This is a genomic window from Paenibacillus tyrphae (assembly GCF_024158745.1).
Classification (GTDB): Bacteria; Bacillota; Bacilli; order Paenibacillales; family NBRC-103111; genus Paenibacillus_G; species Paenibacillus_G tyrfis_A.
Window position 1 is genome coordinate 32,695 of record NZ_JAMZAW010000002.1, and the last position, 14,988, is coordinate 47,682.

12 protein-coding genes and 1 riboswitch are annotated in these 14,988 nt (G+C 55.5%); of the genes, 4 read left to right on the forward strand and 8 right to left on the reverse strand.

Translation table 11 applies throughout. The features are described from left to right. Positions 1–139: 139 nt before the first annotated feature. On the reverse strand, positions 140–1,069 hold the full coding sequence (locus NI000_RS02725; RefSeq protein ID WP_054973561.1) for a phosphate ABC transporter substrate-binding protein: 930 nt from the start codon (positions 1,067–1,069) through the stop codon (positions 140–142). Between the two features lie 211 nt (positions 1,070–1,280). Between NI000_RS02725 and NI000_RS02730 the strand changes: the two genes are divergently transcribed. Further along, a complete protein-coding gene (locus NI000_RS02730) occupies positions 1,281–3,242 on the forward strand; it encodes a methyl-accepting chemotaxis protein (RefSeq protein ID WP_253407490.1) in 1,962 nt (653 codons plus the stop codon). A gap of 70 nt (positions 3,243–3,312) precedes the next feature. On the opposite strand, the gene NI000_RS02735 is transcribed toward NI000_RS02730, so the two are convergent. From NI000_RS02735 to NI000_RS02760, 6 genes are all read right to left on the reverse strand, one after another. After that, positions 3,313–4,395, reverse strand: coding sequence for a Gfo/Idh/MocA family protein (locus NI000_RS02735; protein ID WP_253407492.1), 1,083 nt, complete (start codon positions 4,393–4,395; stop codon positions 3,313–3,315). A gap of 173 nt (positions 4,396–4,568) precedes the next feature. Further along, a complete protein-coding gene (locus tag NI000_RS02740; protein ID WP_253407494.1) occupies positions 4,569–5,573 on the reverse strand; it encodes a Gfo/Idh/MocA family protein in 1,005 nt (334 codons plus the stop codon). 131 nt (positions 5,574–5,704) lie between these two features. Next, on the reverse strand, positions 5,705–6,424 hold the full coding sequence (locus NI000_RS02745; RefSeq protein WP_253407499.1) for a response regulator transcription factor: 720 nt from the start codon (positions 6,422–6,424) through the stop codon (positions 5,705–5,707). A 95-nt stretch (positions 6,425–6,519) separates the two neighbouring features. After that, positions 6,520–8,319, reverse strand: coding sequence for a two-component system histidine kinase PnpS (gene pnpS / locus NI000_RS02750; RefSeq protein WP_253407501.1), 1,800 nt, complete (start codon positions 8,317–8,319; stop codon positions 6,520–6,522). Positions 8,320–8,380: 61 nt separating this feature from the next. Beyond that, positions 8,381–9,376, reverse strand: coding sequence for a bile acid:sodium symporter family protein (locus NI000_RS02755; protein ID WP_253407503.1), 996 nt, complete (start codon positions 9,374–9,376; stop codon positions 8,381–8,383). Positions 9,377–9,385: 9 nt separating this feature from the next. Next, positions 9,386–10,921 (reverse strand): fumarate hydratase, encoded by a 1,536-nt coding sequence (locus tag NI000_RS02760; RefSeq protein ID WP_253407505.1) that lies wholly within the window; start codon positions 10,919–10,921, stop codon positions 9,386–9,388. 270 nt (positions 10,922–11,191) lie between these two features. Between NI000_RS02760 and NI000_RS02765 the strand changes: the two genes are divergently transcribed. Both NI000_RS02765 and yfbR read left to right on the forward strand, forming a co-directional pair. Then, positions 11,192–12,343 (forward strand): polysaccharide deacetylase family protein, encoded by a 1,152-nt coding sequence (locus NI000_RS02765; protein WP_253407507.1) that lies wholly within the window; start codon positions 11,192–11,194, stop codon positions 12,341–12,343. A gap of 52 nt (positions 12,344–12,395) precedes the next feature. Further along, on the forward strand, positions 12,396–12,977 hold the full coding sequence (gene yfbR / locus NI000_RS02770) for a 5'-deoxynucleotidase (RefSeq protein WP_253407509.1): 582 nt from the start codon (positions 12,396–12,398) through the stop codon (positions 12,975–12,977). A gap of 133 nt (positions 12,978–13,110) precedes the next feature. On the opposite strand, the gene ytaF is transcribed toward yfbR, so the two are convergent. Beyond that, positions 13,111–13,746 (reverse strand): sporulation membrane protein YtaF, encoded by a 636-nt coding sequence (gene ytaF, locus NI000_RS02775; RefSeq protein WP_253407511.1) that lies wholly within the window; start codon positions 13,744–13,746, stop codon positions 13,111–13,113. 131 nt (positions 13,747–13,877) lie between these two features. On the opposite strand from ytaF, the gene NI000_RS02780 reads away from it, so the two are divergent. Then, positions 13,878–14,540, forward strand: coding sequence for a DUF1232 domain-containing protein (locus NI000_RS02780; RefSeq protein ID WP_253407513.1), 663 nt, complete (start codon positions 13,878–13,880; stop codon positions 14,538–14,540). A gap of 251 nt (positions 14,541–14,791) precedes the next feature. Next, a riboswitch (M-box (ykoK) riboswitch) is annotated at positions 14,792–14,964 on the reverse strand. Positions 14,965–14,988: the final 24 nt, after the last annotated feature.

A 14,988-nucleotide genomic window follows, 5' to 3' on the forward strand; every position in this document is an offset into this window, starting at 1 on the left:
ATCATAGAGTACGAATGTAATAACAGAACATGAGAATTGTTAAGGTAATGTAAAAATTCGCGGGTTTCGACAAATCGGCAGACGCGGACATAAAAAGAGCAGCGACTTTATGCCGCTGCTCTCGTAGATGACTGAATGATTATTTTTTCAACAGGCTGGCCGGAAGGAACTTGAGCTCCTCGACTTTTTTGTCTTGGAATTCCGGGCTCATGATGTAGTCGATAAATGCTTTCGTTGCGCCTTTAGCTTCACCTTTGGTGTACATATGCTCAATGCCGTACAGCGGGTATTTGCCTTCTTTGATCGTCTCTTTGCTGAATGCCACGCCTTCGAATTTCAGAGCTTTCAACTTGTCGTTAACATAAGGCGTATCTACGTAACCGATCGCGCCAGTTGTTTGACCAACAGTCGTAGCCATAGCGCCGCTGGATTCTTGCGTTACGCCGTCTTTCGTGAAGTCTTTGCCGTCCAGAACGATTTTCTTCACAAGCGCACGGGAACCGGAGCTGTCCGGACGGTGAACGATCGTAATTTTTTGATCTTTGCCGCCAACTTCTTTCCAGTTCGTGATTTTGCCGGAGAAAATGTCCGCTGCTTGAGCTTTCGTCAAGTTGTCGATCGTAACGTCTTTGTTAACGATGATGGCAAAAGGCGCAATCGCTACGATGTGGTCGACAAGACCTTTGTCTTTATATTCCGGACCAGCTTCGATGTCGGAGTTACCGATATCGGACGTGCCGTCCGCGACGTTTTTAAGACCTGTACCGGAACCGCCGGCGGTCGGGTTGATTGTTACTTTCGGGTTTTTCTTCATGAACTCGTCCGCAGCCGCTTTAACGAGCGGGAGCAGGGCGCTGGAGCCGGAAGCCGTTACCGTACCGGTGATCTCTTCTGTTTTAGCCGGTTGGTCTGCCGGTTTTTTGTCTCCCGTTGTTGCCGTTTTGTCTCCACCTGCTGCCGAATTATTCGGTGCCGGATCTGTCTTCGTACCGCAAGCGGAAAGAACCCCCAACATTAAGATCGAAACCATGGCCAAGCTTAAACCTTTTTTTGACAGCTGCTTCAACATTTCAGCATGTCCTCCCTTTGTTTTTTGTTTACTAGGACATCGTACCAACCAATTGTTAAGTGAAAACCCTCGGAACGTAAACGGAATGTAAAAGTTTAAAGCTGCTAAAAGTTAACAATCGTTTTACAAACTTCCGTTCTTCTATTAATACTTTAGTCCTACACTGGCATCAGAATCGGGATTAACTAGAAAGAATGAGTGGAGGGTTTCTATGAAACTAGCAGGCGCTATGACGCTTAGACAGAAGCTGATCGCCGGTTTGTCGGCTATGGTGGTCTTGTTTATGGGCGTTGCGTTATTTAACGTAAACCAGATGCAGCGGATCAAAAGCCAGTTGGGCGTTCAAAACGAGAAGGTGGAACTCAAGCTGATGGCGCTTGAATTGAAGGAAATGGTTCAGGAGCTCAACATTATCGCCTCCGGTTTGGAAATCTCAAAGAACCCGGACTATATCCCCAAATATAATGAAAAAAGAAAGCTGTACGATCAAATGGTCCAGCGCATCGGCGAAACGGCCGATACGGACGAGAAATCCGTCTGGCGGAGCAAGCTGATTCTGCTCACCGGAGAATATACGAATACGTTCGACGTGGCGGCCAAGGTCGTGCAGGATAAGTCCTTGACGAAAACGGACGTCGATAAAAACATGGAGTACCTATATAACGAGTCGCAGCGGACTATGGGCGAAATTTTCACGTATGTCGATCATTTCTACGTCTCGTATGCGAGCGATGCCGCCGCTGCGGTAACGGCGACGCAGGACAGCTTGGACCGAACCGTCGCCGTCATGATCACCGCGTTCGCCCTGGTCGCGGTATGCGTAACCGTGATCGGCGTCCTTGTGATCCGCTCGTTCACCGGCCAAATCCGCCGGCTGCAGCATGCCGTGGGGCGAATTGCGGACGGAGACCTGCGGCACAAAATCGGAAGCCGCTCCCGCGACGAGCTCGGGCTGCTCAGCCAAAGCTTCGATCATATGGTCGATCAGGTGCGAGGCATGCTGCACAGCACGAAGCAGATCGCTTCTTCCTTAGCCGGACATTCGCTTTCGTTCCGCGAATTCTCGGGGTCGACGGCCGCCGCCAATCAAGACATTTTGCGCGCGATCCAAGACATCTCTACCGGAGCGGAGCAGCAAGCCCATTATTCGGAGCACAGCGCCTACCTCATCACCAGCTTGGCCGAGGAAATTCGTAAAATCAACGAATATACGGATACGATGCAGCGAAAAAGCCGCGAAGCCGCCTTCAATACCCACACCGGTTCCCGGTCGATGGAAGCGCTAAGGCAGTCGGCCGACCGGTCGGGAGACGTTCTCCGGCAGGTGACCGCCGCGATGGAAACCTTGTCGCAAAGCTCGGCGCAAATCGGCAAAATTGTCGGCACGATTACGGAAATCGCCACGCAGACCAACGTGCTGGCGCTCAACGCGTCCATCGAAGCGGCGCGGGCCGGTGAACACGGCAAAGGCTTCTCCGTCATCGCGGAGGAGGTCCGCCAGCTCTCTTCGCAGACGGCCGAATCGTCCAAGATGATCGGGCTGATCGTCAAGTCGCTTCTGATTCAAATGAGCGAGATGGAAGCCTCGTTCGAGGAAGCCCGCCGCTCGTTTGACGAGCAGAACGGGAAGATGGGCGAGAGCATGGAAGCGTTCAGCTCAATTCGGTCTTCGATGGACGAGCTTTCCGGCTACATCGGCCAAATTCACGAGTTGATCACCGATGCGCAGGAGAAGAACGGCCAGCTCGTCGAAGCCGTGCAGCACGCTGCCGCCATTGCCCAGGAATCCGCGGCGGGCGTAGAAGAGGTTAATTCCTCGTCGCACCAGCAGGATACGGCCATTCGGCACATCGCTTCGCAGGCGGATGACATGCTTTCGTTATCGCGGCGGCTGTTCGAGGAAATCGACAAGTTCAAGATGGATAACATCGAAGTGGAGGAAGCTGGGGAAGCGGAAATCCCCGTATCGCTGGAGATTGATGATGAAAATCGAGGGCATCGCGAGGTGAGTCCTGAGACCAAGGGGACGGTTCAAACAGCGGCCGAAGTCATGGCTGCCCCTGTGGCATCGGCTGATGCCAGGATGCAAGCGGCGCCTCAAGAGCAGGCTGATCGCAAGGATGACGAAGCCGTCAGTCGGGAAGAAGAGGAGAAAAAGCTGCAGCCGGTTTGATGCCAAGAAATTCGGCAGGCATACGAAAAGCCCCGGTTTCGCATCCATGCGAAGCCGGGGCTCCTGACGTTTATTCGAAATAGACGGCTTTGCCGGTGCGGGAAGACTCGTAGATCGCTTCGAGAATTTCCGACACGACGCAGGCCTGCTCCGGCGTGACGACCGGATCGATATCCTTGTCGATCGCTTCCAACCACAAGCGCGCTTCGAGATCAGCCGGGCTTTCGCCGTTGCCTTCGTAGAAATCGACGCCTTTAGCATCCAACTGGATTTCGTTCATGAACAAGCGGCTGTGCTTCTCGCCGTTAATGCGCAAGCCATCCCACATGTCGGCGCCGCCCTCGGTGCCGCACAGCGTCGTTTTGGCTTCGCCGGTTTGCAGCAGGTTGATCGCCCAGCTCGATTCGAGCACGATCGTCGCTCCGTTCTGCATCGTAATCATGCCGAATGCGGAATCCTCGACCGTGAATTTCTCCGGGTCCCAGGAGCCCCAAGCGTTGGCAGCGTTTGCTTTCTTCGACAGCTTATGAAACGCGGTCCCGAGCACGGCCTTCGGCTTATAATTATCCATCATCCACAGCGTCATATCGAGCGCGTGCGTTCCGATATCGATCAGCGGGCCCCCGCCTTGCTTCTCTTCATCCAGAAAGACTCCCCAGGTCGGCACGGCGCGACGGCGGATCGCATGCGCTTTAGCGTAATAAATGTCGCCGAGCTCGCCTTCCCCGCAAACCTTTTTCAAATACTGGCTGTCCGCACGGAAACGGTTTTGATAGCCGATCGTCAGCTTTTTGCCGGTCCGCTTCGCCGCTTCCACCATACGTCTGGCGTCCGCTGCGGTTTTGGCCATCGGCTTCTCGCACATCACGTGCTTGCCGGATTCCAAAGCGTCGATCGTAATGTCGGCGTGGGAATCGTTCGGCGTACAAATATGGACGATATCGAGCGTCGTATCGGCCAGCAACTGCTTATAATCCGAATATACTTTCGCTCCCGGAGCGCCGAACTTGCTTGCGGCCTCGTGCGCCCGCTCTTCGACAATATCGCAAAATGCGACCATTTCAGCGTTAGGTTGATTTTTCAGCGCAGGCATGTGCTTGCCGTTGGCAATTCCCCCGCAGCCGATAATTCCAATCCGGTATACTTTAGACATGAAGACGGCGCCTCCTTCGTCATTCGCGGTTTGATTCGTAATCTCAAACCTTAGTATAGACAAGTTGCGGGCAAAAAGATATTTCGGAATTGGCGTTCATTATATGCGATTGTGTCATCACGGATTCCGGTTCCGTAATAAAGCACCACTGTGCGCGTTATGTATCGGACTTCTCATTCGGTCGACGCCATTACGCGCACTCTGCGCTCGGTGCGGGCTGCCTGCAGCAGCGCATCCATAACCCGCGCTTGTCGGAGCGCTTCTTCGGCTCCGTCGCTGTTTTCTAAACTCCCCTGCTTCCGAAGCAGCACCGCATCCGCGAAGCTCTCCGCCTGCAAGCGAAACGGCGCGAGCCGGTCGGTGACCCATTCCTTCCACCGGCTGTCGAGCCGACAGCGAATCCGCAGCTCCTCCGCGGTCACGTCGAGCTCAACCTGCAACTTCCCCTTTGTCCCCCATAGCTCGAAGCTGGCTCCATGGGGCAGATCCAGAGCCGCATCCAGTTGGGCCGTTCGCCCCTCGCCAAAGTAGAGCGTACCCGCGAATCGCCGGTCTACGCCATGAAGGGGATGCAGATCCAGAGCCGCATCCGCGGCTATCGGCTCCTCCCGGGTGAAGTACCGCGCCCAAGCGACCGGATAACAGCCGATGTCGTACAGTGTGCCGCCGCCCCAGTCTTTGCGCCAGCGGCTGCTGGCCTCGTCGGCCACAAACGAAAAGCGCCCGTAAAACCGGGCCCAGTGCCCTATCGCACCTTCCCTGATCCAATCGCGCATCTGCTCGAATCCGGGATAGTACTTCCACACAAAAGCTTCCCGGACCAGCACGTTATGCTTTTGGGCCGCATCGGCAATCGCTTTGGCCTCGCTCCCGCTCAAAGCAAACGGCTTTTCCAGCAGCACGTGCTTTCCGGCTTCGCACGCTTTCACCGCCCATTCTTTGTGCAGATGATTGAGTAAAGCGATATACACCGCATCAATCTCGGGATCGCGCAATAGGGCCGCGTAGCTCTCGTAATGCCGGGGCACACCGAAGCGCTCGGCAGCGGAACGCCCGTTCTCTTCCGTCCTTCCGGCTACTCCGTGCCACATTCCGTTTGCCGCTTCTTTTAACGCCATACCGGCTTTGCCTATAATCCGGCCCGTACCCAAGACTCCCCATTTGATTTGATCTGACATCGATTGCCCCGTCCTTTCGACCTATTTCCCGGGAAATGGATATTGGTCGCCACTATTCGACCCAAGGAACTCCGCTTATGCACAAAGAAAAGGAGGCCGCGATGTCTGCTGCCTCCTCTTTGCTGCGTAAGCTATCCTTTTTTTCCTGACGAAGTGACCAGCTTGTAGCCGACGCCGCGAATCGATTCGATCTGCACCGACTGCTGGTTCATTTCCAGCTTTTTGCGGAGGGAACTGACGTGCACGTCCACCGTCCGCTGACCGCCGATATAGTCGAAGCCCCAGACGATGTTCATCAGATCGTCCCGCGTCACGACGACGCCCGGCCGCTGCACGAGATACAGCAGCACTTCGAACTCCTTCGGACGAAGCGGAATCGACTCGCCGCCGAGCAGCACCTCGTATTTTTCCGGATAAATATACAGGTCGCCCGCGGTGATCACTTTCTCCCCGCTTCCGGGCTTATCCTGCTGACCGTCATCGGCCGTCGTCCGCCGCAGCACGGCGGATACCCGGGCCAACAGCTCCGCCACGCCAAACGGCTTCGTAATATAGTCGTCGGCTCCATATTTGAGCCCCTGCACGACTTCTTCCTCGGCATTGCGGGCGGTCAGGATGATCACCGGCGTTTTGTTTCCTTTTTGCCGGAGCTTGGATAAAATCTCAAAGCCATTCATCCCGGGAAGCATGATGTCCAGTACGATGAGATCGAACTGATGCTGCAGCGCTGCCTGCAATCCGTCGCTTCCGTGATCGACCACTTTGGTTTCGTAGCCTTCTTGCGTAAGATTATAAGACAACAGCCTCGCTAGCGTAGGCTCGTCCTCAATAACCAAAATTTTTTGCGGCATGTTACTCCCCCGGACATTCATTCTATATCTAAAGCTTAACATAGCCTATATTTATTGACAAACGGTAAATGGTTTTTTGGCCCAAACGGCTGCGCTCAGTGAATCATCGGCATATCGATCTCGAACTTCGTCCCCACGCCGACTTCGCTTTCTACCCGGATCGTGCCCTTGTGAAGCTCCACCAGATGCTTGACGATCGACAGCCCGAGTCCCGTGCCCCCGGAGCTGCGGGAACGCGCCTTGTCCACCCGGTAAAACCGCTCGAAGATGCGCGGCAGATCCTTCTTCGGAATGCCGATCCCCGTATCCGCAATCGTGAACCGAACCTTGTCGTCCGCCGCCTCCGACGTTCCGCCGAGCAACTGCTCGACCTTCACTTTCACCTTGCCGCCCTCCGGCGTATAGTTGATGCCGTTCGACAGCAGGTTGATCAAAATCTGCCGCAGCCGGTCCTCGTCCGCTTCCATATAAATATCTTCGGGCACATGCATATCCAGCTCGATCGATTTCTTCGCCGCCTCCGTCCGCATCACGTTGACGCAATGACCGACGAACGTTTCCAGATGCACCGGCGAGAACTGCAGCGGAATGCGCTTCGATTCGATTTTGGACAGCTCCAGAATGTCCCCGATCAACCGGTTGAGCCGCTCGCTCTCGTCGAAAATGATCTGGAGAAACGACCGCGCCGTTTCCTTGTCGTTCAGCGCCCCGGCCAACAGCGTCTCGGCAAAGCCCTTGACCGCGGCGATCGGCGTCTTCAGCTCGTGGGATACGTTAGCGACGAATTCGCTGCGCATCCGCTCCAACCGCCGGACGGCGGTAATATCGTGCAGTACGATGAGAAGCCCCGTCCATTCCTGACTCGAATCCGAGATCGGACTCAGGTTAATCTCCAGAATCCGCTCACTGGGGTAGTAGAAAATCATTTCATCCCGGATATGCTCGCGAACTTCGATACATTCCTGGATCATCTGGGTGAACTCGAACTGCTGTTTCGCCTGATCGAATTTTTTCCCTAAGAGCTCTTGGGCGGAAAAGCCGAGAATGTCTTCGGCCGAACGGTTCAGAAGCACGATCTTGCCTTCCCGGTCGATCATCATGACGCCGCTGATCATGTTCTCCAACACGCTCTTGAGCCGGTTCTCGTCCTCCAGAATGCGGTTCATCTGCAGCTGCAAACTGTCCGCCATCCGGTTGATCGCATGACCCAGCTGCCCGATCTCGTCTTTTTTGTTGAGCTGGACGCGGTACTTGTAATTCATGTCCGTAATCTGCTGCGCGACGCTCGTGATCAGCTCGATCGGCCGTGTAATCCCGTAGGCGACGCGGTAACTGATCAGGCCGGCCAGCAGGAACACCGCCAGCAGCCCGCCGAGCAGAACGAACCATACTTTGCGGATCGACTGCTCGACTTCCGCCAGACTCATCGCGAGCCGCAGATAGCCTTCGGTCTTGTCCCCCATCTGCACCGGAATCGCGACGTAGAGCATGTTTTGACCGATCGTGCTGCTGTAGCGCTTCGCGTAGCCGACTTTCCCCGAGCTTGCCGCAGCTTCGATTTCTTCACGGTGCAGGTGATTCTCCATCTCCGCCGGATTGGAATCCGAATCCGCCATCACCTTGCCGTCTCCGCGGATATACGTGACCCGGGCGTCGGCAAACTGCTTCAGCCGGGTGGCGCGCTCCGAGAACTCCTTCATCAGCTCCGGCTCCGATCCCCGGTGGCTCCAATCCATCGTCGAAAGGATGATTCGCAGCTCCCGCTCCATATTCGTTTTGAGCGAGTCGATGTACGATTGCTGCAGCATTTGGGCCATGAACAAACCGGCCATCAGCACGGAAGCGCCGATCAAAGCGATAAAAATCAAGGTCAACCGGGCGCGGAACATCTTCATAAGGTGCGTTTTCCCTCCAAGCAAGCTGCGCGGGCGTCAAAGTCCCGACAAACGTTTTTACTCAATATCGTACTTGTTCGGCCGGCGGAGCGCCAGTTAATTTTGTGTAAAGGGACGAGCGCCAATATTTTTTCATCAACCAATGATTGAGCGTGGCCATCGGCTGTTGGATCAAAATCGACAGAACGACGGGCACCGCGGTCAACGGCTCAAAATACGCGAGCGCCAGCACCAGCCCGAGCGAAATGTTGCGCATGCCGGACGAATACGTAATGGCAATGACCAGATCGGGCTTGCGCAGCCAAACCGAGCCTGCGAAGCCTATTAGATAGGACAAGAGCACCAGCAGCACGACCAGCGGAATCACGACGATCATATCGCTCTTCATCTGCGCCACATACGGCTCGATGGCGGCCGCATTGATCATGACCACGACGGCCAGCGCCAGCTTGGAGGTCGGTCCGCAGACGGGAGCCGACCAGCTCTTGAAGCGCTGCTTGGACAGCTCGTTCACGAGCACGCCGAGAATCGTCGGCACCACGATGATTTTCACCAAATCCAGCATGACCTTCGTATGGTCGAACGCAATAGCCTCGCCGAAGAACAGCTCCACCGCGGCCGGAATGACGAATGGGCTAAGAGCCGAATCGATCACGATCATGGCCAGAGCCAGCGGCACATGCCCTTTGGACAGTCCGACCCAGATGACGGACGATACCCCGAGCGGGATGATCGCGAACAGGACGAACCCGACCACATACGGCGATTCCGCGCCGAAAGCGGTACGGCCGATCGCATAACCGAGCGCCGGCGCCACGACATGTGATAGCACGAACGTCAGCGCCATCGGCAGCGGCATCCGGAACGCTTCGCGGATTTGGCCGAAGCTGCAGCCGGTCGCCATGACGAAGGTCAAATAGGCGAACAGCAGCGGCACCGCCGCCGTCCAGCTATTCATATAATGAGACAAAAGAAACCCCAGTATCAACGATACCGGGACAATGACGGACAAATATTTTTCTATCCAGGCGTTCAGCCTGACACCGAATGATCCCATGGCCGGGCTTTACACGAAGACCGGTTCTTTGAACTGGGCCAGCTTCTCGCGCGACTCCTGCTCGACGTCCGCATGCAGGCTGTTGCCGTGGGAATCCATGGTAACGATGGCTGCAAAGCCTTCCGTTTGGAGATGCCACATCGCTTCCGGAATGCCGAATTCCATGAAGTCGACACCTTCCACCTTCTTAAAGCATTCGGCATAATATTGCGCCGCGCCGCCGATGGCGTTCAGGTACACCGCTCCGTGCTCCTGCAGCGCTTTGAGCGTTTTGGCCCCCATGCCGCCTTTGCCGATGACCGCGCGAATGCCGAACTTCTTAATAATGTCGCCTTGGTAAGGCTCCTCGCGGATGCTGGTCGTCGGGCCTGCCGCTTTCACGACCCAATTTCCTTCCGCATCCTTGGCCATGACCGGTCCGCAGTGATAAATAACCGCGCCGTTCAGATCTACCGGAGAATCGTGATCCATCAAATATTTGTGCAGCGCGTCGCGGCCCGTATGCATCGGTCCGTTGATAATCACGACGTCACCAACGCGGAGCTGGCGGATCTGCTCCTCGGAGATCGGCGTCTGCAGCACGACTTCGCGGCGCTCGCCCGACTCGGACGCAGCAGCCGGCTCGTCCTTCTGCATCGGCAGCTCTTCACCCTTGCGGTATGCCCACTTCGTGATCGCGCCCGTTGCCGGATCGAGCAGTACGCCCTGCCGGCGGAACGCCCAGCAGTTGTACGCGACGGAGACGAAGAAGCTCGCCGGCAGCCGGTTCATGACGCCGACCTTGCAGCCGAGCAGCGTCACTTGACCGCCGAAGCCCATCGTTCCGATGCCGAGCTTATTGGCGTTGTCCATAATGTAGTCTTCCAGCTTGCGGAGCTCATCGTTCGGATTGACGTCATCCGCCGCCCGGAACAGTTGGTGCTTCGCCAGCTCGTAGCCGGTCGTCCGGTCGCCGCCGATGCCTACGCCGATGAACCCGGCGCTACAGCCTTGGCCTTGCGCTTGATAGACCGCATGCAGGATGCATTTGCGGATGCCGTCGAGGTCGCGGCCCGCTTTGCCGAGGCCTTCGAGCTCGGTCGGCAGGCTGTATTGAATGTTCTTATTTTCACAGCCGCCGCCCTTGAGGATCAGCTTCGCTTCGATTTCATTCCGCTCCCACTGCTCGAAGTGGATAACCGGGGTGCCCGGACCGATGTTGTCCCCGCTGTTCGCGCCAGTCAGCGAGTCGACGGAGTTCGTCCGCAGCTTGCTGTCCTTCGTTGCTTGGGCCACAGCGGCGATGATCTGCTTCTTCATCTCGATCTGGTTCGCACCGACCGGACAATGTACGATAAACGTCGGCATTCCCGTATCCTGACAGATCGGCGATACGTTGCACTCCGCCATCCGGATGTTGTCTGCAATCGTGGACAGCGAAAGCGCGGAGCGCGTACCCGCATCTTCCCGGGCACGGGCAGACTGAATCGCTTCCCGGACGTCGGCCGGAAGGTTCGTGGACGTTTCGACGATCAATTGGTAGATGCTCTCTTGAAAATGCTGCATGATGGCAAAGACTCCTTTCGTTTTTCGCAAAAACGATACTTGATAACATGGAAACGCATAAATCTATAATAGCATATTCGGACGGGGACCAACACCGCGTTTTTGCGCGATTCCGAAGGGGAGGAAAAGCCCGTTTCACGGGAGCGGCTTTACAAAATATTATTTTTTGACAATAGCACTTTCTTGAAGGAAACGAAAGCGGGTTTGTCGAATAATGCAGAAAAAACGAGTAGGTCTATTTAACCAAGTCCGAAGGAGTTAAGAACTACCATGAGAAAGCTGGTCCTCCAAATCGTCCTCCTGGCCTCCCTTGGCCTCGGCCTCATCTTCCAGCCGCTGAGCGCGGCCAAAAGCACCGTCCTTTATAAAGATCAGGTCGCGGTAATCATCTACCATCATATCGACGACGACGCCAAGAGCGGCGGGACGATCACCGCACAGCTCTTCAAGGATCAGTTGAGCTTTCTCAAAAGCAAAGGGTACCAGTTCATCACGCTGAAGCAATTCAAGGCGTACATGGAAGGAGCGCCGGTTCCGAACAACGCGGTGCTTGTGACGTTCGACGACGGATACGAAAGCTTCTACGTCAACGCCTATCCCCTGTTGAAGCAAATGCGCGTCCCCGCGGTCAATTTCGTCATCACGGGCGATTTGGAAAATCCGCTCGCCAGCTATATTCCGTCCATGTCACGGGACGATATTATGGAAATGACGAGCGATACCAATTTCACCGATTTTCAGTGCCACAGCCATCGTTTTCATTATAAGCTGCCGGGCGGCGGCGCCGCATTGGTCAGCCGGCTCGTGAAAGACGGCGTCAAGGAAACGGAGGAGCAGTACAAACAGCGGGTCGTCGGCGATACGAAAGCCTGCGTCGGCGCGCTAAGCGAGCTATATGCGGGGCCGGTCGATTCGTACGCTTACCCCTTCGGCATATACGATAAGACGGCGCTGGAGCATATCCGGCAGGGCGGCATCAAATACGCGTTCACCGTCGTCCCGGAGATGGCCACCCGCGAGGTGGACCGGCTGCAAATTCCGCGGATCGACGCCGGGAACAGCGGGGTATCACCGGAGCGGCTGCATCAAGCGATCCTGCGGCGTGTCGTCGCTCCGATGCCGCCGACGAGTGAAGTACCGCTGGCCGAGACGGTCGGCGCATTCGGCGGCAAGGTCGTGCAGTCCCATGACGGGACCGTGCAGATCGGCTTCGGAGCGCATCACTGGAGCGGCACAGCTGGCGGCACGAAGCTGACCGCGCCGGACGGCCGGACCCTGGCCCTTCACAAACCGCTGACATGGAAAAACAATAAAATCTTCATCACTCTGAAAGATTTAGAACAGACGGTCGGGGGACAAATCGTGTATAATCCAAATGTACAAAGCTTCGCCTTGCGCCAAACGATCGATACGAAGCCTTGACCGGATGTACGCATGAAGCCGAAGCTGAATTCATAATTTAGGATGATGATGGATGGAAAGTCATTTTTTAGCTTATTTGTACCGGCTACGGTATATCGAGCGCTGGAGCCTCATGCGGAACGTGCTGAAGGAAAATGTCGCCGAGCACTCTTTTCACGTCTCGATTCTGACCCATGTGCTGTGCACGATTGCCAACGAGGTGTACGGCAAGCAGGTGCCGACGGAGCGCGCCGTCAGCATGGCGCTGTTCCACGACGCAACGGAGGTTTTCACGGGAGACATTCCGACGCCGGTGAAGCACCACAATCCGAAGATTCTTTCCAACTTCCGCGAGATCGAGCAGCTTGCCGCCGAGCGTCTACTGGACATGGTTCCGGAACCGCTGCGACACGTGTACGACCCGCTGATCGTTGCGAAGAAGGATGCCGATCCCGAGCTGAAAAAATACGTCAAAGGCGCCGATCTTCTGGACGCCTATCTCAAATGCGTGTCCGAGCTGTCCGCCGGCAACCGTGAATTTGCCACCGCGAAGAAGCAGATCGAGCAATCGATTGAGGCGATGAACATGCCCGAGCTGGACTATTTCCTGCAGCATCTTGCCCCAAGCCTGGAGAAGACGCTCGACGAACTATAGCCCTAACGAAAAAGCAGTCCGACGCATTTCACCCGCGTTAGACTGCTTTTCTCCTATCATTCGTTCCGTTCCTGTCATAACAAGCAGCCGCAGCCCGTAGTATAGTAAAGACAAGTAGCCGGGGGCCGTCTCCTTAGTCAAACAGGGAGTTGCATGCAATCACCAGAAGGATCACCCCGCTGATCAACGTGCCGAATTGTCCCAAGGTGAAGGCCCCAATGCGGACCCCCGCCACTTTCCGGCCTATCGCGACGCCGACCCAGATCGTAATAAAGCTTCCTTGTGCAGCCGTGAGCGAGATGGCGAGCGGCGACAAATTCATCAGCCCTGCGCTCAGACCGTTCGTGACGGCATTCGCCGATAGCGCGACTCCCAGAACAACCGATTCGCCGATCCCGATGGAGCCGGATTGATCCTTGTCGGCCTTTTCGGGATGCTGCAGGAGACCTTTTAACGACGGGCCGTCGGACCGGTCTTCCTTCACCTCGGGAGTCATCGATGGCTTTCGCGGCATCGCCAGCAGCACGATGCGCAGCCCGATGACCGTCAAGACGAAGGCTCCGACCACAACAGGAAGAATTCCCGGAAGCACCTCCGAAAGCCACTGTCCGAATAATATCCCCGTTTCGCTGAACAGAAAACAAATCATGGCGATGATCAGATTCGACAACACGCCGACGCGGATTCGCCGGATCCCATAGGATATCCCTACACCCAAATTATCCAGACTCGACGAGACGGCAAAACCTACAATTAACAGCCATGTCATGCTGTTTCACTCCTTTTCGCTTTATATTGGCATCATATTGAGAAATCGGCAAAAATGTGCCTATCCGCCTCAACACTGTTGAGAATTTTTCAATATGCTTACTCAACACAAGCAATCGGGGGGAATAACCGATGTCCGATAAGAAAAAAGAACCGGAGCTGGGCTTAACCTTAAAATCGCTGTTAAAAGGCCGTTCTTTATCCATGCGCAAGCTGAGCCTGCTTACCGGAATCGATACGGCGACGATCTCGCGCATCGCCAACGGCAAGCAGCAGGCCAAGCCCGACCACCTGCAGCAGTTCGCCGTCCATCTCGGCGTTCCAACGGAGCAGCTGTTTCAAGCGGCCGGCTTCGACGTCGGTTCCCGCCACTCAGAACAAGGTTCGGATATTTACGCCTCCGTCGAAAGCATCAAGGATGTTCTTCTGTCGTCCAACTTATTCGACCAGCAGTTTACCACCGAGCTCGTCGGCAAGGAATTGAGCAAATACGAGCAATATGCCATGACCGAGGAAGGACAGCGGATCATCGTCGACGATTTCCGCACCAAGGTGGAAAGCGTCAACGGCGCCGGGCCTTTTATCGATGAGCTGCGGCAATTGTATGAGCTGTACTGCCGGGAGGACACGACGCCGGAGAGGCGTGCGATCGCCGGCAGCGCCCTGCTTTACTTTATTTTGTCGGCGGATATTATCCCCGACTATGTCTTTCCCTTGGGGTATCTGGACGATGCCATCGCAGTACAGATTGTCACCGGCCGGCTATCGCAAACGGCGGATAAAATCGAACCTTAACCGCTGGTCCTGTTTCGCATTTTATCCTACAGCCACTCGTAACTACACCCTTCCGCCGTAAGAAAGGCCCGGAAAGGGAGGCATGGGAAACATGGGAGGGCCACCTTCCTCGTTGCGACATATGGACTTGTAGAAAATAACCGTCGAAATCGATTACTACTGCTACTGTCCATGTGCATGTTTCCCCCCTCTCCAAATGAAAACCCCTCAGTTGACCTGAGGGGTTCGATAAGCGCACAAAAATACACCATCGCTAACCCCCTGGTCGAGTTTTGGCACTATACAACGTAAAGAGCGCGGTACGCTCTTAGCCACGTTAAGAAAAGCCTTAATCCGGCAGTTCCTGTTCTACCCATTGGCATCTTTCGATATTTCCGGGCAGTGGCCTATGTTTGTATAGGAGCCTCACCTAACGAGGTCATGTGATTTACATAGCTCATCAATGCTT

Coding starts and splice junctions, on each gene's coding strand:
- NI000_RS02735 (WP_253407492.1), bottom strand. CDS start 4,395: ATGTCTAAAGTATACCGGATTGGAATTATCGGCTGCGGGGGAATTGCC.
- NI000_RS02755 (WP_253407503.1), bottom strand. CDS start 9,376: ATGGGATCATTCGGTGTCAGGCTGAACGCCTGGATAGAAAAATATTTG.
- ytaF (WP_253407511.1), bottom strand. CDS start 13,746: ATGACATGGCTGTTAATTGTAGGTTTTGCCGTCTCGTCGAGTCTGGAT.
- NI000_RS02780 (WP_253407513.1), top strand. CDS start 13,878: ATGTCCGATAAGAAAAAAGAACCGGAGCTGGGCTTAACCTTAAAATCG.
- yfbR (WP_253407509.1), top strand. CDS start 12,396: ATGGAAAGTCATTTTTTAGCTTATTTGTACCGGCTACGGTATATCGAG.
- NI000_RS02765 (WP_253407507.1), top strand. CDS start 11,192: ATGAGAAAGCTGGTCCTCCAAATCGTCCTCCTGGCCTCCCTTGGCCTC.
- NI000_RS02745 (WP_253407499.1), bottom strand. CDS start 6,424: ATGCCGCAAAAAATTTTGGTTATTGAGGACGAGCCTACGCTAGCGAGG.
- NI000_RS02725 (WP_054973561.1), bottom strand. CDS start 1,069: ATGTTGAAGCAGCTGTCAAAAAAAGGTTTAAGCTTGGCCATGGTTTCG.
- NI000_RS02760 (WP_253407505.1), bottom strand. CDS start 10,921: ATGCAGCATTTTCAAGAGAGCATCTACCAATTGATCGTCGAAACGTCC.
- pnpS (WP_253407501.1), bottom strand. CDS start 8,319: ATGAAGATGTTCCGCGCCCGGTTGACCTTGATTTTTATCGCTTTGATC.
- NI000_RS02740 (WP_253407494.1), bottom strand. CDS start 5,573: ATGTCAGATCAAATCAAATGGGGAGTCTTGGGTACGGGCCGGATTATA.
- NI000_RS02730 (WP_253407490.1), top strand. CDS start 1,281: ATGAAACTAGCAGGCGCTATGACGCTTAGACAGAAGCTGATCGCCGGT.